Source organism: Vreelandella piezotolerans, assembly GCF_012427705.1.
Classification (GTDB): domain Bacteria; phylum Pseudomonadota; class Gammaproteobacteria; order Pseudomonadales; family Halomonadaceae; genus Vreelandella; species Vreelandella piezotolerans.
On sequence record NZ_CP048602.1, the window covers coordinates 3,912,175 to 3,935,983 of the forward strand.

The window sequence follows — 23,809 nt, forward strand, 5'->3', positions numbered from 1 at the left end:
AAAAAAACGCCCCTTAAACCCTGAATCGGGTTTAAGGGGCGTTTGATTACGCAGAGCGTCTAACTAGCCTTTACCCGCCTTTTTACGCAGCTGCTGAATCGTTCGCAGCTGAGCAACGGCTTCGGCAAGTTCAGCGGCAGCACGGGTATAATCCAGCTCCGCTGACTTCTCGTTAAAGGCTTTCAGCGCCTGCTGACGCGCTTCCTCGGCAGCGGCCTCGTCGAGGTCGCTGGCACGCGCCGCAGCGTCTGCCAGGATCGTCACGACATCTGGCTGGACTTCCATGAAGCCGCCAGAGACAAAGAAGTTTTCTTCCTTGCCATCATCGTGGATCACGCGGATCGGGCCCGGCTGAAGCTCGGTCAGCAGCGGGGCGTGCCCCGGCAAAATGCCGAGGTCACCCATAATCCCGGAAGCAATCACCTGCTCAACCTTACCTGAGAAGATGGATGCTTCTGCGCTGACGATATTGCAAGTGAAGCTATTCGCCATAGCGAATCCCCCTAATGGACGGGATTACTTCTTCATCTGGTTGGCTTTTTCGACAGCTTCGTCGATGGAGCCGACCATGTAGAAGGCCTGTTCCGGCAGATCGTCGTAGTCACCCGCGAGGATGCCCTGGAAGCCACGAATGGTGTCTTTCAGCGACACGTACTTACCGGGCGAGCCCGTGAAGACCTCGGCCACGAAGAACGGCTGCGACAGGAAGCGCTGGATCTTACGCGCACGGGCAACGGCCAGCTTGTCTTCGTCAGACAGCTCGTCCATACCCAGAATCGCGATGATGTCCTTCAGTTCCTTGTAACGCTGCAGAACGTTCTGAACGCCACGTGCTACGTCGTAGTGCTCTTCACCGACAACCAGCGGATCCAGCTGACGCGAGGTGGAGTCCAGCGGGTCGATCGCGGGGTAGATACCCAGCTCAGCGATGGAACGCGCCAGTACCACGGTCGCATCCAGGTGCGAGAAGGTGGTGGCTGGCGATGGGTCGGTCAAGTCATCCGCCGGGACGTAAACGGCCTGTACGGAAGTGATAGAGCCCGTTTTGGTCGAGGTGATACGTTCCTGCAGAACGCCCATCTCTTCGGCCAGCGTCGGCTGGTAACCTACCGCAGACGGCATACGACCCAGCAGGGCGGATACTTCGGTACCGGCCAGGGTGTAACGGTAGATGTTGTCGACGAACAGCAGAACGTCGCGGCCTTCATCACGGAATTTCTCCGCAATGGTCAAACCGGTCAGCGCCACGCGAAGACGGTTACCGGGCGGCTCGTTCATCTGACCGTAGACCAGCGCTACCTTGTCGATAACGTTGGATTCGGTCATTTCGTGATAGAAGTCGTTACCCTCACGCGTACGTTCACCGACACCAGCGAATACAGAGTAGCCGCTGTGCTCGGTGGCGATGTTGCGGATAAGCTCCATCATGTTAACGGTTTTACCAACACCCGCACCGCCGAACAGACCGACCTTACCGCCTTTCGCGAAGGGGCAGACCAGATCGATGACCTTGATACCGGTCTCGAGCAGCTCGTTAGACGCTGCCTGATCGGCATAGCTCGGCGCTTTTCGGTGGATCGGCATACGCTCTTGCTCACCGATCTCACCTGCTTCGTCGATCGGCTCGCCGAGTACGTTCATGATGCGACCCAGCGTTTCCTTACCGACCGGTACGGAAATCGCGGCACCTGTGTTGGTTACGTCCAAGCCACGTTTCAAGCCCTCGGTGGAGCCCATGGCAATGGCGCGTACTACGCCGTCGCCCAGCTGCTGCTGGACTTCGAGGATGGTCTCAACGTTGGAGACCTTCAGCGCGTCGTAGACCTTGGGCACAGAGTCCCGCGGAAACTCTACGTCAATCACCGCGCCGATGATTTGTACGATACGTCCGCTCATCTTGGTTCCTCTCAAAAACCTGCAAATGAAACCTGTTTGCCGGGAGCCACCTTAGCGATGGCAGGCTCCCTTGGCGTTATACGGCTGAAGCGCCGCCGACGATCTCGGAAATTTCCTGGGTGATGGCGGCCTGACGGGCCTTGTTGTACACCATCTCCAGATCGTCGATCAGGTTGCCCGCGTTATCAGTGGCACTCTTCATAGCGATCATTCGGGCGGCCTGTTCGCACGCACCGTTTTCGACTACCGCCTGATACACCTGCGATTCGATGAATCGAACCAACAGGCTGTCTAGCAACGCCTTGGCATCCGGTTCATACAGGTAGTCCCAGCTTCCGGGACGGGCGTTTTCTTCGTCATGCTTAGCGTCAGCGCCCATGTCAGGCGACAGCGGAAGAAGCTGACGCACGACGGGCCGCTGGGTCATGGTGTTGACGAACTCGTTATACACCACGTACAGACGATCCAGGCGTCCTTCGTCATACGCTTCGAGCATGACCTTGACACTACCGATCAGACCCTCGACGGTCGGTGCTTCCCCTAGTCCGCTCTTGGCCGCAATCAAGTTGCCACCGTAGTTGCGGAAGAAAGCACCGGCTTTCGAACCGAGGGCACAGAAGTCCAGCTCAGCGCCTTGCTGTTTCCAGGCAACGGCGTCTTTCACCACTGCCTTGAACAGGTTGACGTTCAAGCCGCCACACAGGCCACGATCGGTGGAGACCACAATGTAACCAACACGCTTTACCTCGTTACGCTCGACCATATAGTCGTGCTTGTACTCGGGGTTCGCGTCGGCAATGTGGCCTACCACGTTACGAATCTGCTTGGCGTACGGCTGGCCAGCCTTCATCAGATCTTGCGCTTTACGCATTTTCGATGCAGCCACCATTTCCATGGCGCTGGTAATCTTCTGCGTATTTTTAATGCTCCCGATCTGGGTGCGTATCTCTTTTGCAGCTGCCATAGCGATCTACCTTTCGTTCGTGGCTCTCAGAAAGCATGCAAGCCCGCCCGTAGGCGGGCCGGACATTACCAGCTCTGAGTCGCCTTGAACTTCTCGAGACCTGACTTCAAGCCGTCCTGAATTTCACCGTTGTAGTCGCCGGTCTGGTTGATCTTATCGAGCAGCTCGCTGTGCTCGGACTTCATGTAGTCGTGCAGGGCACGTTCGAAGTCCAGCACCTTGTCGACGCTCACATCGTCCAGGTGACCTTCGTTAGCGGCGTACAGAGACAGCGCCATTTCCGCCACTGACATCGGCGAGTACTGCTTCTGCTTCATCAGTTCGGTCACGCGTTGGCCGTGCTCGAGCTGCTTACGCGTGGCCTCGTCAAGGTCAGAGGCAAACTGCGAGAACGCCGCCAGTTCACGATACTGAGCCAGGGCCAGACGCACACCGCCACCCAGCTTCTTGATGATCTTGGTCTGCGCAGCACCACCGACACGAGAAACCGAGAGACCTGCGTTGATCGCCGGACGAATACCGGAGTTGAACAGGTTGGTTTCCAGGAAGATCTGACCATCGGTGATAGAGATAACGTTGGTCGGAACGAACGCCGATACGTCACCACCCTGTGTTTCGATGATCGGCAGTGCGGTCAAGGAACCGGTTTTGCCCTTCACTTCGCCGTTGGTGAACTTCTCGACGTAGTCGGCGTTGACGCGAGCGGCACGCTCCAACAGACGCGAGTGGAGATAGAACACGTCACCCGGGTAAGCTTCACGGCCCGGCGGACGACGCAGCAGCAGCGATACCTGGCGGTAGGCAACGGCCTGCTTGGAAAGATCGTCATACACGATCAGTGCGTCTTCACCGCGGTCACGGAAGTACTCGCCCATGGTGCAGCCAGAGTAAGCGGCCAAGAACTGCATCGGTGCCGGGTCGGCAGCGCCCGCGGCCACGACGATGGTGTGATCCATCGCGCCGTGCTCTTCTAACTTGCGCACCACGTTGGCAATGGTCGACTGCTTCTGACCGATGGCGACGTAGACACAGGTCACGCCTTTGCCTTTCTGGTTGATGATCGCATCGATGGCAATGGCGGATTTACCGATCTGACGGTCACCGATGATCAACTCACGCTGACCACGACCGATCGGTACCATGGCGTCGATGGATTTCAGACCGGTTTGGATCGGCTCGTCAACGGACTGACGGGTAATAACGCCAGGCGCCACTTTTTCGACCGCGTCAGTCTGTTTGGCGTTGATGTCGCCTTTGCCGTCGATGGGGTTACCCAGCGCATCGACCACACGACCCACCAGCTCGGGGCCTACCGGCACTTCCAGAATGCGACCGGTACACTGGGCGGTCATGCCTTCTTCGAGCTGCAGGTAGTCACCCAGGACAACGGCACCCACGGAGTCACGCTCCAGGTTGAGTACCATGCCGAAGATGCTGTTGGGGAATTCGATCATTTCACCGAACATCGCGTCTTCGAGGCCGTGAATTTTCACGATACCGTCGGAAACGCTGACGATGGTGCCCTGATTACGGGCTTCGGATGCGACGTCAAGCTTCTCGATTCGCTGCTTGATGATGTCGCTGATCTCGGAAGGATTCAGTTGCTGCATGCCATGTCCCTCAGACTCAAGCGGTCAGCGCTTCGGAAAGTCGGTTCAATCGACCACGCACCGAACCGTCAATGACGGTATCGCCGGCACGCAGGATGACACCGCCAATCAGCGCCTTGTCCACCTGAGTAGTAATGGAGATTTCGCGATTCAGACGTTTCTTGAGCGCGTTTGCTAGCTTGGTCTGCTGTTGGCTGTCCAGCTCGTAGGCGGACGTGACCAATACCTCGACTCGCTGCTCATGATCGGCACGCAGGTGCTCGAACTGTTCAGCGATGAAAGGCAGAGCCAACAGACGACCTTGGTCGGCCAGGGTATCCAGAAAGCGCGACACGTCGGTGCTCTGCTCCGGCAACATATCAGCGAGCAGAGCGACCTTTTTGTCGTTCTCGAGCTTTGGACTGCCCAGCAGGCGACGTACATCGCTGTTGGCAACCGCTGCGCTTAAAAAACCCAGCGCTTTGGACCAGCTATCAAGCGCCTCATGATCACGCGCGTATTCAAACGCCGCCTTAGCGTAAGGACGAGCGACGGTCAATAATTCCGCCATGGGTCACCTCCTTACAGTTCAGCAGCAAGCTCATCAAGTAACTTGCGATGTGCTTTCTCGTCGACCGAAGCTTCAAGGACACGCTCGGCACCTAGGATGGCGAGGTGAGAAACCTGGGCACGAAGCTCGTCTTTTGCACGATTCACTTCTTGCTCGATTTCGGAACGAGCGCTTGCCATCAGGCGTTCGCCTTCAGCGCGAGCCTGTTCGCGTGCTTCTTCGATCATTTGAGCAGAGCGCTTGTTGGCTTGCTCGAGAATTTGAGAAGCCTGCTCCTTGCTTTCACGCAGCGTTTGCTCAGCACGCTCTTGAGCAAGCTCAAGGTCGCGCGTCGCACGGCTGGCTGCGTCCAAGCCATCAGCAATTTTCTTCTGACGCTCGTGAAGCGCGTTGCTGATCGGAGGCCACACATACTTTATGCAAAACCAGACAAAGATCGCGAAGGCGATCGTCTGCCCGATAAGCGTCATGTTGATATTCACAGGGATGTACCTCTGACAAGTTCGTGGCGACCGGAGTGAAACAAAACCGAGCGGATGACCGCTCGGTCAAGCTGCATTAACCGGCGACTACGAAGATCAGGTACATCGCGATACCAACACCGATCATCGGAACGGCGTCCAGCAGACCAGCCATGATGAAGGTTTTGGTTTGCAGCTGGTCACCGAGTTCCGGCTGACGCGCAGTCGACTCGAGCAGTTTGCCGCCCAGAAGAGCGAAGCCAATGCCGGTAGCCAGTGCGCCCAGACCGATGATGATAGCAGCTGAGAGATAAACCATTTCCATGATGTTGCTCCTGAGTTTAAGTTTTGGTTAAGGGTTGAGGGTTAATGAAAACGTCGTTGCTTGGTTTAGTGGTGTTCGTGCGCCGCGCTGAGGTAAACCACCGACAGCGTGGTGAAAATAAAGGCCTGCAGCGTTACCACGAGGATGTGGAAGATGGCCCATGGCACGTCCAACAGCCAGATTGCCCAGAACGGTAGTAGCGCAATCAGGATAAAGATAACTTCACCGGCGAACATGTTACCGAACAGACGCAGGCCGAGACCCAGCGGCTTCACCAGCAGGCCGATCACTTCAAGTACCAGGTTGAAGGGGATTAGCGCCCAGTGATTGAACGGCGTTAGTGACAATTCTTTGGCGAAACCACCGGCACCTTTGACTTTGATGCTGTAGTAGATGATCAAACAGAACACGCCTAGCGCCATACCCAGCGTGGCATTGGGGTCCGTGGTCGGTACGATTTTCATGTACTCGACGCCCAGTCGCTTGAAGAGCTCGGGGCCATAGTCGACCGGGATGATCTTCAGCGTGTTCATGAGCAGAATCCACACGAACAGCGTGAGCGCTAGAGGCGCAATGATGGGGTTGCGGCCATGGAACGTGGCCCGCGTGAGGTTTTCGATGAACTCGACAACCATCTCAACGGCATTTTGCAGGCCGCTGGGAACGCCGGTGGTCGCCGCTTTACCGGCTTTACGGAAAATCCAGATGAACAGAAGGCCCATGGCGATGGACCAGCCCATGGTGTCCAAGTGAATGGCCCAAAAGCCCATTTCACGGGCTTCTTCGGCGGAGTGCGCCAGCGACCAGCCATTTTCTGGGTGTTTACCAAAGGTCAGGTTCTGCAAGTGGTGCTGGATATAGTAAGTCGATGAGACTTCGTTTCCTGCGGCCATAGACATGTCACCTCAATCAGTTGTGCGATTTCCCAGGCATTAGCCAAGGCGCAAGCCAATGCGTCAGAACAACCGCAACATAAGCACTAAAAAAGAAAGCGGGGTTTGAGGGGGGCACTACCACGAACACCAGCGCAAACAGCGCCACCGTCAAACCAAACTTGCCTGCCTCGGCACGAAACAGGTCCATTGCGCCCGATATTCGGCGCGTATTGCGAAAAATTCCTAACCGCTGTATGAAGAAAGCATGCGGTAGCAGTGCTACCAACGCTCCCGTTATGACCGACACGACCCCTGGCATCTGAGCAAAGGGGTAAACAAGCATTGCGCCGACTAGCATGACAACGAGCTGGGCGCAGATAAGTCGGACTACATAGGCTCGCCTGCGCTGGGTTTCAATTCGCTGCATATGCGTTCAACATCGTGCCTGTTAGCCAACGATTCCCCAGCGCGTTAAGCGGGTTGCTCACGGTGTCTTCTGGCATACCTATAAGCAACCTGCACAAATCTTGCGCGATTATAGGGAAGCGCTATCACACCTTCAACCGAAGTTGCACGGATTTCGCGCGTTTCAGCGCCGACTTGCGACCAAAGGGTGAAAAACTGGCCGCATCTTCCATTAGCCTGCTATTTAATATGCGACAGGATTCCGTCCAACTCTTCGAGGCTAGTGTAGCGAATGGTGACCTTCCCCTTGCCCTGTTGGCCATGGTCGATCGACACCGGGGCACCCAGCAGTTCGCCTAAATGCGTCTCGAGCCGAGCAACGTCCGGTGTTTTAGAGACCTGCTTGGGAGATGAGGTAGACGCCTGTTGAGTCTGAACTTTTTTTACCAATGCCTCGGTGTCGCGCACCGTAAGATCTTTATTGACCACTTCGTGGGCCACCTGACGCTGCTGGGCACTGGACAGCGATAGCAGCGCTCGGGCGTGGCCCATATCGAGATCTCCCCGCTCCAGCAGTGTCTGCACTTCCGGGTCGAGGGCGAGCAGGCGCAGAAGATTGGCCACTTGGGTCCGGGATTTTCCTACTGCATCGGCGATCTGCTGCTGCGTTAGCTCGAATTCGTCGCCCAGGCGCTTCAAGGCCAATGACTCTTCGATCGCGTTGAGATTTTCCCGCTGAATGTTTTCGATCAGCGCCAGCGCCAGCGCTACCTCATCGCTAACGTGGCGAATGACGGCGGGAATGACGTCTAGCTCGGCCAACTGCGCCGCTCGCCAGCGCCGCTCACCGGCAATGATTTCGTAACGCTCTTGGCCAATGGGACGAACGACAATGGGTTGCATGACCCCTTGGGCGCGAATGGAGTCGGCAAGCTCTTCCAGCGCTTCGGGCTGAATGTCGCGGCGAGGTTGATACTTGCCACGTGTCAATTGACCCAGCGGCAGGCGCTCCAAACGTTCGGGGGCGTCATCCGACATGCCCTCGGGTAGGGACGCCTCAGCGTTGTCCAGCGTTGTCTCGCCGGTGAGATCCAAACTGTCACGACGACGGGCGCCCGCACCAATCAGGGCATCCAGGCCACGTCCTAGCGCGCGTTTACGCGTCATTCGCTTTCCCTCGTACTTTTTATGTTACGTACTGTTAACGCTACGGTAGCCACCGTTACAACGATAGGCGCCGAATCATCTCTTTGGCCAGCACGCGATAGGCTTGGCTACCCCGCGAGAAACGCGCATATTGGGTCACAGGAACACCATGGCTCGGCGCTTCAGCGACTTTGACGTTGCGCGGAATGGTCGTTTTGAGCAGCGCATCACCGAAAAAGTCGCGCAGTTGCTTATCCACTTCCCGAGTGAGGCTGGTGCGCTTGTCGTACATGGTGCGCAAAATGCCCGACACGGCAAGCTCGGGGTTCACACTTTGCTTGATCTGCTCCACGGTATCCAGCAATGCCGAGAGGCCTTCCAGCGCATAAAACTCGCACTGCAGCGGGATCAGCACGCCGTGGGCTGCCGTCAGAGCATTCACGGTCAGCATGTTCAGCGACGGGGGGCAGTCGATCAGCACCACGTCATAGTCGTTTGCAACGCTGGCGAGCGCTAGTGACAAGCGACTTTGGCGTTGGTCGCTGTCCAGTAGTTCCACTTCTGCTGCCGTCAGGTCACCGTTACCAGGGAGCACATCGTAGCGCACCGTCTGCCCGCGCACGATGACGTCACCGGCGGAGGCCTCGCCAAGCAGCACGTCGAGTACGCTTTTTTCAAGATCGTATTTATCGATCCCGCTGCCCATGCTGGCGTGTCCCTGGGGATCGAGATCCACCAACAGTACGCGGCGATCCAGAGCCGCCAGGCTCGCGGCCAGGTTAACGGCTGAAGTGGTCTTGCCCACGCCGCCTTTTTGGTTGGTCAGGGCAATGATCTGGCTCACTACGCAACTCCTTTTGGGGTCAGGATCAACAGCTGCCGCTCGGCGGTTTCGAAGGGTACATTCAACAGGTGGCGTTCACTCAGTGCAATGCCGTCGGGCAATTCACGTAGCTCGTCATCGGCACCGGGACCTTTCATCGCTAGCCACTGACCGTCGGCGGCGGGCAGTGAGTGGGTCATCGTCACGAAGTCGACCAGACTGGCAAACGCCCGCGAAATTACTTGATCGAACGATTGCCCGGCAAACTGCTCGACGCGGGCTTGGGTCGGGGTCACATTCGTCAGTGACAGCTCCATCACCGCTTGGCGCTGGAAACGTACTTTTTTGCCATTGCTATCCAACAGCGTTACCCGAAGCTCCGGGTTCATGATGGCCAGTACCAAGCCCGGCAGGCCTGGCCCCGCCCCTACGTCGAGAAGCTCAGGACCATGAACGTAGGGCGCCACAGCGGCGCTATCCAGCACATGGCGGGAGACCATCTCCTCGACATCGCGCACTGCAGTGAGGTTATAAGCCCGATTCCACTTGTGCAACAGCGCTAGTAATCCGAGTAGTTGCTCTCGTTGCGTCGTCGTCACGGATATGCCCAGGTCGGCCAGCCCCTGGTCCAACTTGGGCGTAACGCCGCTGGGCAGCAGATCGATCAATGGCTGCAGTGCGCTCATCCGTTGGCGACCTCGGTATGACTGACCAAACGGCGCTTTTTCAGGTGAATCAACAGAATCGACACCGCCGCTGGCGTCACACCGGAAATACGAGCGGCTTGCGCGAGGGTTTCCGGGCGCGCAGCGCTGAGCTTTTGGCGGATCTCATGGGAGAGCCCTTCCACCGTCTGATAATCCAGTTCGGCGGGTAACGGGGTAGCTTCGTGGCGCTTCAGCTTATCGATTTCATCCTGCTGACGGTCGATATAGCCCTGATACTTGGCCTGAATCTGCACCTGCTCGGCGACCGCGTCGTCGTCGATACCGCCGCTCTCCATGCCAGGTAGCTCGGCGATATCGGCATAGGTCAGCTCGGGGCGTTTCAGTAGATCACTCAGACTGTACTCACGCGGCAGCGGTTTACCGGTCTTTTCGGCAATTTTTGCAGCGGCCGGGCTGTTGGGCTGTACCCAAGCAGTGGCCAGACGCGCCGTTTCACGCTCGATGGCGTCACGCTTTTGGCTGAAGGCTGCCCAACGGGCGTCGTCGACCAGACCCAGCTCGCGGCCCTTCTCGGTCAAGCGCAGATCGGCATTGTCTTCACGCAGCAGCAAACGGTACTCCGCACGGGACGTGAACATACGGTAGGGCTCTTTGGTGCCCATGGTGATCAAGTCGTCTACCAGTACGCCCAAGTAAGCTTCATCACGGCGCGGGTACCACGCCTCGAGCTGCTTGGCGCGGCGAGCGGCGTTCAAGCCCGCCAAAAGACCTTGCGCACCGGCTTCTTCGTAACCGGTGGTACCGTTGATCTGTCCGGCAAAAAACAGGTTGTGGATAAATTTCGTTTCCAGAGAGTGTTTCAAATCCCGTGGATCGAGGAAATCGTACTCAATGGCATAACCAGGACGCGTGATGTGCGCGTTTTCGAGCCCTTTGATCGAGCGCACCACCTGCAACTGCACGTCGAAAGGCAGCGAGGTCGAGATGCCGTTGGGATAGAGCTCGTGGGTATCCAGACCTTCCGGTTCGATGAACACCTGATGGCTCGATTTGTCGGCAAAGCGGTGCACTTTGTCTTCAATCGACGGGCAGTAGCGCGGGCCGATCCCTTCGATTACGCCAGAGTACATTGGCGAGCGATCCAGGTTACCCAGGATGATCTCGTGGGTACGCTCGTTGGTGTGAGCAATATGGCAGCTCACCTGCTGGGGGTGCATTTCCCGCGAGCCGAGATAAGACATTACTGGCGTTGGCGTATCGCCCGGCTGCTCTTCCAACTGCGAAAAATCGACGGTCTTGGCGTCAATACGTGGCGGCGTACCGGTTTTGAGTCGGTCAACGTGAAACGGCAACGCACGCAGACGTTCCGCTAGCGCGTTGGAGGGCGGATCACCGGCGCGGCCGCCGCGGCTTTGATCGAGTCCAATGTGAATAACCCCACCCAGGAAGGTGCCGGTCGAGAGCACGACGGATTCTGCGTGGAAGCGAATGCCCGTCTCGGTCACGACGCCACGCACGGTGTCGTTATCCACAATGAGATCGCCAGCCGCCTGCTGAAAAATCGTCAGGTTGGGTTGGTTTTCCAACATGCCGCGAATGGCGGCTTTGTAGCGGACGCGATCAGCCTGGGCACGAGTTGCGCGTACCGCGGGCCCTTTGCGTGCATTGAGCACGCGAAACTGGATGCCGCCTAAATCCGTGGCTAGCCCCATTGCACCGCCGAGCGCATCGATTTCTTTGACCAAATGACTTTTGCCAATGCCACCGATGGCCGGGTTGCACGACATTTGGCCGAGCGTCTCGATGTTGTGGGTCAGCAATAGGGTTTGACAGCCCATACGAGCAGAGGCCAGTGCGGCTTCGGTTCCCGCATGGCCACCGCCGATGACAATCACGTCAAAGCGGTCGGGGTAATTCAAGAGACACCTCGTCTTGCGCCTATTGGCACGGATGATGTGGTCAGCGATTCGCCGCTGATGAAATTAGCCCGCCAGTATAAACCTCCTGTGGGTAACCGTCAGGTTTTTCCACACCCCGTATGCAACGCAGTGTCGTTATTAATAACAAAATAAAAATATATAAGAGAAGTTCTGTTGATGTTGTAACTATTGGTGTGGACAAAATCTGTTGATAAGTCAATATTCTCTATATTTTTTATAACCTTATATTGTTGACCTTTACGTGATTAAAGGGCGGAGTGCCTGCGTAGAAGCGGTGGCGGAGCTGTGGATGAAACATCGACTTACCCACAACGCTGCCTGACAACGGGTTATCCACCTATGGATACCGTGCTTGTTACCGTACCTGTGAACAAGCCGGTCGATACGGCCGTATCGCTTCAAGAGGTGCCCATGCTGGGGGCTGTGGCGATGTAAGAGTGTGCTTGTAAAAAATAGTATCCACAGGCAAAAAAAATGGCCTGTCAGCAAGACAGGCCATTGGGTGGGTCGCTTTTTGTGCTTTGGTCGCCTTTAACAGAGCGGAGATCAAGTACGTATCAGTGCTTGAGTACGCGCGCCAAAAACGATTGGGTGCGCTCGTGTTGAGGCGCATCAAAGAGTTGCTCGGGTGGGCCTTGTTCGGCAATTTCGCCCTTATGGATAAAGATGATGCGGTCGGCTACCTCACGGGCAAAGCCCATTTCGTGGGTCACGATCACCATGGTCATGCCCTCCTTAGCTAGCTCTCGCATGGCATCCAGCACTTCACCAATCATCTCGGGATCGAGCGCCGACGTTGGCTCGTCGAACAGCATGAGGCGCGGCTCCATCGCCAACGCACGCGCCAGCGCCACACGCTGCTGCTGGCCGCCGGAGAGCTGGCTGGGATACTTGTTGGCCTGATCGGCAATGCCGACGCGCTCCAGCAGCCGCTTGGCGGTCTCTTCGGCGTCTTGGCGGCTCCAGCCGCGGACCTTCATGGGTGCCAGCGTAATGTTGTCGAGCACGCTCAGATGGGGAAAGAGATTGAACTGCTGGAACACCATGCCCACTTCGGTACGGATGGTTTGCAGCGCCTGGCTGCTTTTACCGTTGGGCAACAGCGTGTTGCCGTCGACCTCTAAACTACCTGACTGAAACTCTTCCAGACCGTTGATACAGCGGATCAACGTGGACTTGCCGGAACCACTGGCTCCGATGACCACGACGACCTCACCCGGGACGATGTCCAGGTCGATATCCTTGAGAACGTGCAGACTGCCAAAGTGCTTGTGGAGCTTTTGCATACGCACAATGGGCGTTTGAGTTGAAGTCATCGTGCGCTCCTTATTGTCCGGCGAGGCCACGGCGCTCTAGTTGACGCAGCACCAGGGAAAGGGTCCAGGTAATGGCGAGATACATCAGCGCCACCATGAAGTAGACCTCCAACGCGGTGAAGGTGGTCGCGATATAGATTTGCCCTTGGCGTACTAGCTCACTCACCCCGATGACGGAGAAGAGCGAGGTGTCTTTGATACTGATGATGCCCTGATTGCCGAGCGGCGGAATCATGCGGCGCAGTGCCTGAGGCCAGATGACATAGCGGAAGGCTTGTACCCTAGAGAGGCCAAGTGAAAGCGATGCTTCGCGCTGGCCGCGTTCGATGGATTGCACGCCGCCGCGAACGATCTCGGAGATATAAGCCCCAGAGTTGACGGCAATGGCGGCAATACCCGCGACCAGGGCATTGATGGGCCCACCCAGCAGTTGCGGCAAGCCGTAAAAGATGAAAAGCACCTGGACCAAGATGGGGGTGCCGCGGAATACCTCGACGTATACGATGGCAGGCCAGCGTAACCAGCGCACGGGACTAATGCGCAGCAGGCCGAAGAAAATACCGATGAAAAAGCCAATCGCTAGACCGCCAAAGGAGATCAGTAGCGTCCAGGGAATACCGGGTAATAAATAGGGGATCGAGCTAAACGCAGCCGACCAGTCGAACTGAAAGTTAACGTCCACGCGTTATCTCCAGGTAAAGAAAACAACGACACAGGGCCGGGGGAAATGGCCGCCCGGCCCTGTGGTGAGAATCGCTTCAAGCGTTGGCGATGAGCTATTGCGCGATTTAGTCAGCGCTAGGGGCTTCACCGAACCATTTGGTGTAGATCTCGTCGTAGGTGCCATCTTCACGCATAGCGGCTAGTGCCTCATTGGTCGGCTCTACCCACTCGCTGCCTTTGTGGAAGACGATGCCGTACTGCTGGCCTTCGTATAGCGGGCCGACGACCTTAGTACGTCCCTCACCACGGGTTTGTGAGAAGTAAGCTACGTTGGGCGCATCGTAAAGTACGGCATCGACGTTACGGCCCAGCAGTGCCATGTACATATCGGCGGTGCCGGGATAGGGCGTGATGTCGGCGTTCTCGCCTAGCTCTTGTTGTAGGAAGTCGTAGCTGGTAGAGCCGATTTTGGTGGCCACTGACAGCCCTTCGAGGTCCTCGATGGAGGAGACCTCTTCGTTGTCGGCGCGTACGATGATTTGCAGACCGGAGTCGTAGTAGGGATCGGAGAAGTCGACGACTTGAGCGCGCTCTTCAGTGATAGTGGTGCCCGCAATGGCGATTTCTTGACTGCCGGTTTGCACCGCAGGAATGATGCCCGAGAACTCCATGGTGGTGAGATTGACTTCGAAGCCAGCGCGCTCGGCCACTTCGTTGATGATGTCCATGTCGAAGCCGATCATTTCACCGGTATCGGGGTCGAGCATTTCGAAAGGCACAAAGCTTGGGTCAGTGGCCACGTTGACGGTAGGCGTTTGCGCAAACGCAGTGGTACTGCCCAAGCCCAGTGTAATGGCCGTGGCGATCGCAGAGGTAGTGAATAGGTGTTTCATTAGTTTCCCCATGTTTTATGTGGTTAGCCACGCAATTTATAGAATTTTTTTCTTATAAATCGGCTAGGCAACCGTTATTGACCTTTCAACCTTGGCGAGAAACCGCCAAGGCGTCAAGTCATGGGGAGCGGTTGTCACCAACGCTGGTCACACCATAAACGAGGCGCCACACCCGCAAGTGGTGGTGGCATTGGGGTTTTGGACACGAAAACGCGCACCCGCCAGGCCCTCTTCATAATCGACCGTGGAGCCGACCAAGTACTGGTAGGAGAGCGGGTCGACGACCAGCGAGGCGTCGCCAAACTCGATCAGCGTGTCGTCGTCGGCAACGCTATCCGCGAAGTCGAAACCGTACTGAAAACCCGAGCAGCCGCCACCGGTGACGTAGACGCGCAGTTTCAGTGCCGGGTTACTCTCTTCGGCCATCAACGCTTTGATACGTTTGCGTGCGCTGTCCGACAGTAACAGGGGGGTTGGAACAAAAGCTTCTGCACCGCTCATGGGTACCTCCCGCGAGCTTTAAAAACGAATAATCCGCAATGAGGGACGATTATGGGTAATTCCCAGCAAATTGGTCAACTATTGCATCGGCATATCAAGCAGAGGGCAGCTCGCCGAGGAGGCGCTGTGAATCCTTCCATGGAAGCTACATTTGCCCTCCTTGGCAAATGACCTCCTCTCTGAGCTGCCCTCTGCATGCTGGTTTTGCGAGTTGTTTAAGGCATCAGCGCAGGAGCGTTCAGGCCCATGTGTTCGTCGAAGCCAAACATCAGGTTGAGGTTTTGGATGGCTTGACCCGAGGCACCCTTCACGAGGTTATCGATGACCGACAGGACCACGACCGTATTGCCGTCATTCGGGCGGTGGATGGCGATCCGGCAGGTATTGTTGCCTTTGACACTGCGGGTTTCCGGATGGCTACCGGCAGGCATCACGTCGACGAACGGCTCATTGGCGTAGCGTTGCTCGAACAGTGCCTGTAGATCCTCTGGCTCGGCGGTGAGCGTGCCATAGAGCGTGGCGTGAATGCCGCGGATCATGGGCGTTAGATGAGGAACGAAGGTCAATACCACCGGGTGGGACTGCATGTCGCTCAAGCCTTGACGGATTTCCGGCAGGTGCCGGTGGCCGCTCGCGCCGTAGGCTTTCATGGACTCACTGGCCTCGGCCAGTAGCGAGCCGACCTTGGCACCGCGACCAGCGCCGGTTACGCCGGATTTACAGTCGGCAATCAGCTGGCTCGGATCGATCAAGCCAGCCTCCAATAGCGGTAAGTAACCAAGCTGAACCGCCGTGGGATAGCAGCCGGGCACCGCGATCAGGCGCGCTGTCTTGATCTTTTCGCGATGCATTTCAGGGAGGCCGTAGACGGCTTCTTCGAGCAGTTCGAGCGCGCCGTGGGGTTGGTCGTACCAACGGCTCCACTCGTCGGCATCGCGCAGCCGGAAGTCGGCGGAGAGATCGATCACCCGAGTGCCGTTGGCCAGCAGCTCGCCGGCAAGCGCGTGGGCAACGCCGTGGGGCGTGGCGAAAAAGACCGCATCCATCGCGCCCAGCGCCTGAGCGTCGGGTTCGCTAAACGCCAAGGTGTCATAGTGGCCGCGCAAATTAGGGTACATGTCGCACACTTTTACGCCCGTCTCCGAGCGCGAGGTAATGGCCTTGACGTTTACCTGAGGGTGCTGAGCCAGCAGTCTGAGAAGTTCGACGCCGGTATAACCGGTGCCGCCCACGATGCCAACGTTTATCACAAACCACTCCTTGTGCGCTTCGCGCAATCGACGCTTGAATAATTAACAGCCTAATGAGTGTGACCAGGCTGTCGAAGTGTATCCAGCTATGATACACAAGAGAGGCAGCGCTTGAGAGCGCTGCACAGCACGAGACAATGAAACGAACAACAAACGCAAGGACGGACGTTGTGGCACGTTTTTCTCGGTCAGACTTCACCCTAGAGAGCTTTCGCCGCCAATTGGCGAACGTGGATGCGTTGCCGCAGCTATGTGTGCTGGGGCTGGTGTCCGGGGTGATTACCGGGGCGGTGATGGTGGCGTTTCGCCTGCTGCTGGAAGCGGGGGCGGCGCTCTACATGCCGGACGGTGATCCGGAAGCCTTCGAAGGGTTGACGCCTTGGCTAAGAGCACTTCTGCCGATCATGGCCGTCACGTTGATTGGTCTGTTGCTCTATCGGCAGCGGTCTACCGCACGCAAACTCGGCGTCAGCCATGTGATCGAGCGACTGACCTATCATCAGGGTCGCTTCCCGCTGCGCAACTGGCTGAATCAATGGTGGGTGGGTGTGGTTTCGGTGCTTGGTGGTTTGTCCGCCGGGCGCGAAGGCCCGGCGATCCACTTGGGCGCGGCGGCGTCCAGCGGGTTAGGGCTTAAGCTGCGGCTGCCCAATAATAGCTTGCGGGTGTTGGTGGCTTGCGGCACTGCGGCGGGTATTTCCGCTTCGTTCAATACGCCCATTGCGGGGGTCATCTTTGCCATGGAAGTGGTGATGATGGAGTACACCCTGATGAGCTTCATGCCGGTGATCCTGGCCTCCACCATGGGCGCGCTGGTGGCGCAGGTGATGTATGGCAACGAGCCTGCGTTTCGCATTCCCGAGGTGGCGTTAGGCTCGCTGATGAATCTGCCCTGGATCGTGGTGATTGGCTTGGTCATAGGTTTGATGGCAGGGCTCTTCATCCATATTTCACGAAGTCAGCGCCTACAAACCCTGCCGCTGTGGTTGAGATTGGGCGTCGTGGGTGTCGGCACCGGGGTATTGGCGTGGTGGTTTCCGGAGATTCAAGGAATTGGCTATGACAGTGTCGCCGCGGCACTGAATAATCAGTTGGCTATCAACGTTCTGCTGGCGCTGATGGTGGCCAAACTGTTGATCACGGCGATAACCGTCGCAGGCGGTGTGCCGATTGGTATTATTGGCCCGGTACTGGTGGCGGGGGCAGCCACTGGGGCGCTGGGTGGCATGCTCGGCGGCTGGCTATGGCCCGAGAAAGCCGCTGACCCGGGCATTTACGCCATGCTCGGCATGGCAGCGATGATGGGGGCTGTTCTACAGGCGCCTCTCGCGGCGCTGATGGCGCTACTAGAGCTGACGCATACCCCCAATATCATGTTGCCGGGAATGCTGGTCGTGGTGGTGGCCTGCTTGACGTCGCGCCAGCTTACGGGCTGTGAAGGTTTCTTCATTAGCTCGGTACGCTACGGGTTACACCCCCTTCAGCAGCCGCTGATGCAGGCGCTTTCCCGGGTCTCGGTCCCAGCGGTCATGGAGCGTCGCTTAGTGCGCACTGAACGAATGATCACACCTGACCAAGCCCGCCGCTTGCTGGAAACCAACCCCATGTGGCTGGTGATCGAGCGCTCCAGTGATGACAAGCCCGTGCTGGCGCTGAAGGCGGCAGAGCTTGCTCGCTGGCTCTTGGAGCATGACGAAGCGCTCAATGGCGAAGCACCGCCGGAAGATGAGTTGGTGGATCTCTTGGAGATTCCCGGCCAACGGTTGGAAATGGCCCCGATTGGGCTACAGGCCACACTATCCGAGGCGTTTTTGAAGCTTCAAGACAGCGCGCTTGGGGCACTGTACGTCGTACATGGCTACCGACCAAAGCAGCAGCGAATTTCAGGTATCATTACTCGTGGCGCGATCGAGCGTTATTACCACTACACTGACGCTCGACAGCCGGATGTCCGTGATACTGATCCCTAATAAAGAGCCCACCGCCTAAGGAGAGACCATGTACGAATGGGTAAAGGCCATTCATTTGATGGCCGTTGTGACCTGGTTTGCCGCACTGTTCTATTTGCCAAGACTGTACGTGTACCACGCCATGGCACGCGACAAAGGCGATGAGCAAGCGATCACTTACTTCAAGACCATGGAGCGCAAACTCTATCGTGGCATCATGACGCCATCGATGATCCTGGTGCTGATTTTTGGGGGCTGGATGCTCTATTTGGTGCCCGCATGGTTTAGCCAAGGCTGGATGCATGCCAAGCTCACGCTCGTGGCGCTGCTGATTGCCTATCACCACGTTTGCTTGATTTATTTAAAACAGTTCGATCAGTCGCGCTGCACCAAGAGCCATGTCTTCTTTCGCTGGTTCAATGAAGCCCCGGTGATTGCACTGGTCGCGATTATTTTACTGGCGGTAGTGAAGCCCTTTTGATGCGTCGTCCCCTTCCCCCTGTCGTCTTAGTGTTAGCAGGCCATGATCCAACGGGCGGTGCCGGGCTGATGGCCGATAGCGAAGCCGTCGCCGCCTGTGGCGGGTGGGCCGTCACCATCCCCACGGCGCTGACTGTACAAAATTGTCATAACGTGTCCCGCGTGATGCCCGCTGACCCTGGGTCCATGCGGCAAATGGCCGAAGCCGTCAGTGACATGCAGATTGCGGCGATCAAGCTGGGGCTGCTGGCAGACGAGGCCACGCTGCGCGCTGCCGAGCAGATCATTCGCCGTTTTCCTGGCGTGCCGGTGGTGGCCGATCCGGTGCTGAAAGCAGGAGGGGGCGCTGTGTTATCCACAGCCGCTTTACAGACGCTTTACCGAGACCGGCTGTTGCCGCTTGTGGATATCTTGACGCCGAACCGCTTTGAGTTGGCGGCGCTGACACCGGAAATTCTAGAGTCCCATGACGACACTGCCCGGGCGGTGTCACTGCTGTCACAAGGTTGCCAAGCGGTGCTGGTGACGGCAACGGATGACCCCTTACCCGGTTCAGCCGAGCAGGTGGTGCATACGCTGCACTCGCCCGATACCACTCGCCAGTGGCAGTGGCCGCGCTTACCTGACGTCTTTCATGGTTCTGGCTGTACGCTCGCGTCTGCCCTAGCAGCCCGATTAGCGGTTGGTGAGCGCTTACCAACTGCCTGTGAACAGGCCCAGCACTTTACCTGGGAGAGCTTGTCTCACGGCTACCAGCCCCCGAGTGGCCAATGCTTGCCGAATCGCTTGCCACGTCCCGTGCGCTTTTGATCTCATTGGTAGTAAGTCATTTATACAGAGGATGCCATGACCACATCTGCTGAACTGTTCGACCTCGCGAGTCGCCATATCCCTGGGGGCGTGAACTCTCCCGTCCGTGCCTTCAAAGGGTTGCACCGCCCACCGGTCTTCATGGAACGTGCGCAGGGCGCTTACCTCTTCGATGTCGAGGGCAACCGCTACGTCGATTACATCGGCTCCTGGGGACCGATGATTACCGGTCACGCCGATCAAGACGTATTGGCGGCCGTACGTGCGCGGTTGGATAATGGGCTCTCGTTCGGTACCCCCACGGCCGTGGAAACCACCATGGCAGACCTGATCTGCGACATGATTCCCTCCATGGAAATGGTACGCATGACCAGTTCGGGCACGGAAGCCACCATGTCAGCGATTCGGCTGGCGCGGGGCACCACGGGACGGGATAAGATCGTCAAATTCGAGGGTAACTACCACGGCCACTCGGACTCCCTACTGGTGAAAGCGGGCTCCGGTGCATTGACCCACGGCGAGCCCAGCTCACCGGGCGTTCCGGCGTCGTTGGCCGAACACACCATTACACTCTCCTATAACGACCCGGAGGGGGTGGAAGCGTGCTTTGCCGAGATCGGTGAGCAAATTGCCTGCATCATCGTCGAGCCGGTGGCGGGCAATATGAACTGCATTCCCCCTCAGCCAGGTTTCTTGGAAACCTTGCGCCACGTCTGTAACGAGTACGGTAGTATTCTGATTTTCGATGAGGTGATGACGGGTTTCCGCGTAGCGTTGGGCGGAGCCCAGGCGTACTACGGTGTCACGCCGGATTTGACCTGCTTGGGTAAGATCGTCGGCGGTGGTATGCCGGTCGGTGCGTTTGGCGGCAAGCGCGACATCATGCAGAACATCTCGCCGCTGGGGCCGGTGTATCAAGCGGGCACGCTGTCGGGGAACCCGCTGGCCATGGCCGCCGGGGTGGCACTACTCACTAAGCTGCAGGTGCCGGGCTTCCACGATGCCTTGAGCCAGCGTGTACAAACGCTGTGTAACGGTCTACAAGAGCGCGCCAATGCAGCTCGCGTGCCGATGATGACGCAATCCGCAGGCGGCATGTTCGGTGTGTTCTTCACCTCACAATCCCGTGTGGATAACTTTGCTCAAGCCACGGCGTGTAACCCCGATGCTTTTCGTCGCTTCTTTGGCGCGATGCTGGATCATGGCGTGTACCTTGCGCCTTCTGCCTATGAAGCCGGCTTTATGTCTAGCGCACACACGCCCGAGGATATCCAGCTCACGCTGGATGCGGCCGAGAAAGCCTTTGCCGTTATGTAACGTTAAGTAACTATCTGGCCAAGTGCCTGCTACACTGCAAGAGCCGCTCTTATCGAGCGGCTCTTGTGGTTACCGAGGTAGCTAACATGAAACGATTATCGGCTTGGCACGCGTCACGACGATACGGTGCGTGGTTGACCACCGTTCTTACCCTTGGCTTGTCTTTCCCAGGGCTAGCCGCACAGGAGCAGGATATGACCCAAATCCACATCACCATGAGCGGCTCTCCCGGCGCTGAGTTTTCGGCCGAGTGGCGCATTACCCAGGACGGCGACACCATCGAACATCCTGAAACTCGAGGCACGGTGCCCGCAGAGTTCACCTTCGAAGGAGATACCCTAGAAGGTACCGTCAAACTCCTGAGCGACGATGAGCGGTTGGAAGTCGATATCGTCAAAGGCAGCAACCGTTCGCGCTCTTCTACCCAAGGCAAAGGCGGGACGCTGACGGTGGTGGTACGTTAGGTGACAGCACAAAAAAACCGCCCCCGGAAGGGGCGGTTTTGACGACAAGGCCAAATGTTAGTTGCCTTGACTGACCACGTTATAGTTGCCACTACCAGTGGTTAAGATTTGCGAGAAGTGCTGTCCAGCCCCCCCGAACGCACCACTTTGGTTTACAAAATGGGTGTTGCCATTGCCATTAGTACTGATGAAGGAGTCATGCCCGTAACCCGTTTGGGTCACCGCTGCATAGTTAAAGTCGCCGTCGAGGATGATGTCGCTGTCAAGCTCATCACCTGTTTGGGTGGTATATGTCCGGTTAAAGCTACCGTCAGCTTTCACGTAGCTATCGTTTAGCTCGCCGTCCTGGACGACATTCGACTCGTTGAACCAACCTTCCTGTTGTACCCAAGAGTCGTTTAGTCGGCCCTCTTGCATTACATTAGCCATATTAAATCGACCTTCTTGAACAACAATGGAATCGTTGGTAATGCCCTCTTGAGTTACATAGGCGGTATTTTTAAAGCCGTCTTGATCAATGCTGGAGTAGTTATTGCCTGGTGAAGTAAGGGCCTGACCTACAACATCGTCTTGAGTGACGTTGGCTTTGTTTGAAGTACCCTCTTGCTTGATGCGAGAGTCTTGTGTACCCCATTGTGTTACGGATGTACTGTTAAAATTACCATTTTGCTCGATTTGTGAGTCACTACCCACGGCGCTACCGTTGTAGAGAGAACCACCCATGCTGTCGATATCGGCACGCGAGCCGTTGAACTGCCAGCTCGGTGCAGTTTGAGCCATTGCAGCAGCGCTCATGGTCAGAGCAACGGCAGCAGCGATAGTGGTCATTTGAGTTTTCATGGTTACATCCCCTTTATGATGCTCTTACTTTAGTTATTACTGAGGCCGTATCGACTGCTCAGTAGGTGTCGACGGTGACTGGGCGCGCATTGCCTGAGTAGGCGCGTTGTTCGACGCTAATGCTGCGATAGCCACTCCCCGATTGAGAGACTTGAACATCGCTACGTTGGCCCAACTGAGTCACGTAGGTTTCAAGCGGTTGATCGTTGCCTGACTGGATGACATTAGCGGTGTGATAATTGCCCTTTTGCAAAATGACACCTGCATTATTGCCACCCACTTGTTCGATATTGGCGTTATTCCAATCTCCTCGCTGGCTAATGCGAGAGAAGTTACCTGTTTGATAACTCGCAGAATACGACTGGGTTACGTTCGTACGATTGTTGTTACCAATCTGTTGGATAATGCTGAAGTTACCTTGATAGCTCTGCGCATTGGTATCGTTGAAATACTGCTCAATGCGATGGCTAAAAGAGTCTGCAAAGGTAGGTAATGAAACTGCAGAAGCAATCAAGCAAGCAGCAATAGGTGTCGCTAAGCGAAATGTTGCAGTGCTTTGCTTCGAATCGTTAGGTTTCATTTTTATTCCCTCTGCAACAATTTGTATCTTTTTGTATTTCATGCGTTGAGTTTGGCTGATTTATATTTTGATGCCATAAGTAAAAAATGTATGTTGCAGGCGATTTTTTTAGTTAAATCGAGAAAGAATAGTATGAGAAAACTCATACTTTTATTGGCATATAAAAACGGCTTTGCGTGGTGGCAAAGCCGTCAATAGTTTTATATTGCGTTTCTTTGGTGATAAGTTCAGTAATTCTTATAAAAGCGGCGTGGGGGCATTTAAATAATCGGCCAATACTGAGTTTTGCAAGCTAGCCCCGTTCGATAAATTCCATAGGTTATTCTCTACGCCTCGAGCAATTAAGTGGATAACGGCAGATTCTATGGCTGACATGACGGCAAGCTGGACAGGTTCATTGGTCGTAATGCCGGCTTCCGCTTCCAGGAGCCGCCTAAAATCAATAAAGCGATACACTCCTGCCCGAAGCTCTTTAGAGTAAATGGTTTTGGTCGTCGTCACGTTAGCCAGTATTTCGCCTGTGGATATCTCGACGGCTCGTAAATTGACCGTTACCTGATCCACCTGATACTGCCCTGATGCTCCAATGCCGAAATATTCTGCACCCGCACCACCGGTTCTGACGTTGGACTCATAAGCAATGATGCCTCCTTCAAGCATGACCGATGCTGCTCTTAACGAGGGCAAAGTATCGGGTTGATTAAAGCGCTCAAATTCAGCACGAATGATACGTCGCTCGGTCAGCAGATTTTGCAGCCCCACGCGCTCCAAAGGGATAAACCAACCAGAGTCAGCTAATGCGCCTGTCAACATCGCTGCGGCACCTTGTGTCACGGCGGTGGAAAAAGTACTGGCTGGAGCAGGGCGGTACTGACCCGTTTGGTCTCGAAAATCATACACAGAGACGAAGATTTTCCCTGCCGGTGGAGGTAACGAGACTAAATCTTGATAGGTCGCTCCACGGGGCGTCAGGGTTGCCTGTGCACCCTCTAGATTTTCGGACGTAGCCACCATCCCCGCGCACCCACTTAGGAGACTGACCATTATAATTGAAGCGATGATTTTCATGTTGATCCCCTGGCG

Annotated in this window: 26 protein-coding genes; 5 read left to right on the forward strand and 21 right to left on the reverse strand. The window is 56.4% G+C overall.

Features of this window, described 5'->3' with window-relative positions; translation table 11 throughout:
* Window positions 1-63: 63 nt before the first annotated feature.
* From GYM47_RS18080 to argC, 18 genes are all read right to left on the reverse strand, one after another.
* Window positions 64-492 (reverse strand): F0F1 ATP synthase subunit epsilon, encoded by a 429-nt coding sequence (locus GYM47_RS18080; RefSeq protein WP_044628606.1) that lies wholly within the window; start codon window positions 490-492, stop codon window positions 64-66.
* 24 nt (window positions 493-516) lie between these two features.
* Entirely contained in the window at window positions 517-1,896 is a 1,380-nt protein-coding gene (gene atpD, locus GYM47_RS18085) for a F0F1 ATP synthase subunit beta (RefSeq protein ID WP_058577336.1), read from the reverse strand.
* Window positions 1,897-1,972: 76 nt separating this feature from the next.
* Window positions 1,973-2,860, reverse strand: a complete 888-nt coding sequence (atpG, locus tag GYM47_RS18090) for a F0F1 ATP synthase subunit gamma (RefSeq protein ID WP_058577335.1) — start codon at window positions 2,858-2,860, stop codon at window positions 1,973-1,975.
* A gap of 65 nt (window positions 2,861-2,925) precedes the next feature.
* Window positions 2,926-4,470 carry a F0F1 ATP synthase subunit alpha gene (gene atpA / locus GYM47_RS18095; RefSeq protein WP_058577334.1) on the reverse strand — a complete coding sequence of 515 codons (1,545 nt, stop codon included), beginning with the start codon at window positions 4,468-4,470 and terminating at the stop codon, window positions 2,926-2,928.
* Window positions 4,471-4,486: 16 nt separating this feature from the next.
* Window positions 4,487-5,020: a F0F1 ATP synthase subunit delta gene (locus GYM47_RS18100; RefSeq protein ID WP_153843636.1), complete on the reverse strand. Its 534-nt coding sequence runs from the start codon at window positions 5,018-5,020 to the stop codon at window positions 4,487-4,489.
* An 11-nt stretch (window positions 5,021-5,031) separates the two neighbouring features.
* On the reverse strand, window positions 5,032-5,502 hold the full coding sequence (locus GYM47_RS18105; RefSeq protein WP_044628601.1) for a F0F1 ATP synthase subunit B: 471 nt from the start codon (window positions 5,500-5,502) through the stop codon (window positions 5,032-5,034).
* Window positions 5,503-5,578: 76 nt separating this feature from the next.
* Window positions 5,579-5,806: a F0F1 ATP synthase subunit C gene (gene atpE, locus GYM47_RS18110; protein WP_007112217.1), complete on the reverse strand. Its 228-nt coding sequence runs from the start codon at window positions 5,804-5,806 to the stop codon at window positions 5,579-5,581.
* A 65-nt stretch (window positions 5,807-5,871) separates the two neighbouring features.
* Window positions 5,872-6,699, reverse strand: coding sequence for a F0F1 ATP synthase subunit A (gene atpB, locus GYM47_RS18115; RefSeq protein ID WP_058577370.1), 828 nt, complete (start codon window positions 6,697-6,699; stop codon window positions 5,872-5,874).
* A gap of 16 nt (window positions 6,700-6,715) precedes the next feature.
* The gene (locus GYM47_RS18120) at window positions 6,716-7,108 is read right to left on the reverse strand and encodes an ATP synthase subunit I (RefSeq protein WP_153843635.1); all 393 of its coding nucleotides are present in this window, start codon (window positions 7,106-7,108) and stop codon (window positions 6,716-6,718) included.
* A 218-nt stretch (window positions 7,109-7,326) separates the two neighbouring features.
* Entirely contained in the window at window positions 7,327-8,253 is a 927-nt protein-coding gene (locus GYM47_RS18125) for a ParB/RepB/Spo0J family partition protein (protein ID WP_153843634.1), read from the reverse strand.
* A gap of 55 nt (window positions 8,254-8,308) precedes the next feature.
* The gene (locus GYM47_RS18130) at window positions 8,309-9,076 is read right to left on the reverse strand and encodes a ParA family protein (protein WP_058577330.1); all 768 of its coding nucleotides are present in this window, start codon (window positions 9,074-9,076) and stop codon (window positions 8,309-8,311) included.
* Window positions 9,076-9,741, reverse strand: coding sequence for a 16S rRNA (guanine(527)-N(7))-methyltransferase RsmG (gene rsmG / locus GYM47_RS18135; protein ID WP_153843633.1), 666 nt, complete (start codon window positions 9,739-9,741; stop codon window positions 9,076-9,078). The genes GYM47_RS18130 and rsmG overlap by 1 nt, the downstream gene beginning before the upstream one ends.
* Window positions 9,738-11,642, reverse strand: a complete 1,905-nt coding sequence (gene mnmG / locus GYM47_RS18140) for a tRNA uridine-5-carboxymethylaminomethyl(34) synthesis enzyme MnmG (RefSeq protein ID WP_153843632.1) — start codon at window positions 11,640-11,642, stop codon at window positions 9,738-9,740. Before mnmG ends, rsmG begins: the two co-directional genes overlap by 4 nt.
* A gap of 578 nt (window positions 11,643-12,220) precedes the next feature.
* Window positions 12,221-12,979 (reverse strand): amino acid ABC transporter ATP-binding protein, encoded by a 759-nt coding sequence (locus GYM47_RS18145; RefSeq protein WP_153843631.1) that lies wholly within the window; start codon window positions 12,977-12,979, stop codon window positions 12,221-12,223.
* Between the two features lie 10 nt (window positions 12,980-12,989).
* On the reverse strand, window positions 12,990-13,661 hold the full coding sequence (locus GYM47_RS18150; RefSeq protein ID WP_058577326.1) for an amino acid ABC transporter permease: 672 nt from the start codon (window positions 13,659-13,661) through the stop codon (window positions 12,990-12,992).
* A gap of 106 nt (window positions 13,662-13,767) precedes the next feature.
* Window positions 13,768-14,535: a transporter substrate-binding domain-containing protein gene (locus GYM47_RS18155; RefSeq protein ID WP_058577325.1), complete on the reverse strand. Its 768-nt coding sequence runs from the start codon at window positions 14,533-14,535 to the stop codon at window positions 13,768-13,770.
* A gap of 147 nt (window positions 14,536-14,682) precedes the next feature.
* A complete protein-coding gene (erpA, locus tag GYM47_RS18160) occupies window positions 14,683-15,036 on the reverse strand; it encodes an iron-sulfur cluster insertion protein ErpA (RefSeq protein ID WP_153843630.1) in 354 nt (117 codons plus the stop codon).
* A gap of 215 nt (window positions 15,037-15,251) precedes the next feature.
* Window positions 15,252-16,286: an N-acetyl-gamma-glutamyl-phosphate reductase gene (argC, locus tag GYM47_RS18165; RefSeq protein WP_153843629.1), complete on the reverse strand. Its 1,035-nt coding sequence runs from the start codon at window positions 16,284-16,286 to the stop codon at window positions 15,252-15,254.
* A gap of 170 nt (window positions 16,287-16,456) precedes the next feature.
* On the opposite strand from argC, the gene GYM47_RS18170 reads away from it, so the two are divergent.
* From GYM47_RS18170 to GYM47_RS18190, 5 genes are all read left to right on the forward strand, one after another.
* Window positions 16,457-18,256: a chloride channel protein gene (locus tag GYM47_RS18170; RefSeq protein WP_139526156.1), complete on the forward strand. Its 1,800-nt coding sequence runs from the start codon at window positions 16,457-16,459 to the stop codon at window positions 18,254-18,256.
* Between the two features lie 28 nt (window positions 18,257-18,284).
* Window positions 18,285-18,716 (forward strand): protoporphyrinogen oxidase HemJ, encoded by a 432-nt coding sequence (gene hemJ, locus GYM47_RS18175; protein WP_058577321.1) that lies wholly within the window; start codon window positions 18,285-18,287, stop codon window positions 18,714-18,716.
* Window positions 18,716-19,525: a bifunctional hydroxymethylpyrimidine kinase/phosphomethylpyrimidine kinase gene (gene thiD / locus GYM47_RS18180; RefSeq protein WP_139526157.1), complete on the forward strand. Its 810-nt coding sequence runs from the start codon at window positions 18,716-18,718 to the stop codon at window positions 19,523-19,525. Before hemJ ends, thiD begins: the two co-directional genes overlap by 1 nt.
* Window positions 19,526-19,561: 36 nt before the next feature.
* Window positions 19,562-20,842, forward strand: a complete 1,281-nt coding sequence (hemL, locus tag GYM47_RS18185; protein WP_058577319.1) for a glutamate-1-semialdehyde 2,1-aminomutase — start codon at window positions 19,562-19,564, stop codon at window positions 20,840-20,842.
* A 194-nt stretch (window positions 20,843-21,036) separates the two neighbouring features.
* Window positions 21,037-21,306, forward strand: coding sequence for a hypothetical protein (locus GYM47_RS18190; protein ID WP_231125630.1), 270 nt, complete (start codon window positions 21,037-21,039; stop codon window positions 21,304-21,306).
* 57 nt (window positions 21,307-21,363) lie between these two features.
* Here GYM47_RS18190 and GYM47_RS18195 read toward each other — a convergent pair whose 3' ends face one another.
* From GYM47_RS18195 to GYM47_RS18205, 3 genes are all read right to left on the reverse strand, one after another.
* Window positions 21,364-22,146 (reverse strand): curlin subunit CsgB, encoded by a 783-nt coding sequence (locus GYM47_RS18195; protein ID WP_153843628.1) that lies wholly within the window; start codon window positions 22,144-22,146, stop codon window positions 21,364-21,366.
* Window positions 22,147-22,204: 58 nt separating this feature from the next.
* Window positions 22,205-22,726: a hypothetical protein gene (locus tag GYM47_RS18200; RefSeq protein WP_153843627.1), complete on the reverse strand. Its 522-nt coding sequence runs from the start codon at window positions 22,724-22,726 to the stop codon at window positions 22,205-22,207.
* Between the two features lie 237 nt (window positions 22,727-22,963).
* Window positions 22,964-23,794, reverse strand: coding sequence for a CsgG/HfaB family protein (locus GYM47_RS18205; RefSeq protein ID WP_139526161.1), 831 nt, complete (start codon window positions 23,792-23,794; stop codon window positions 22,964-22,966).
* Between the last annotated feature and the right edge of the window lie 15 nt (window positions 23,795-23,809).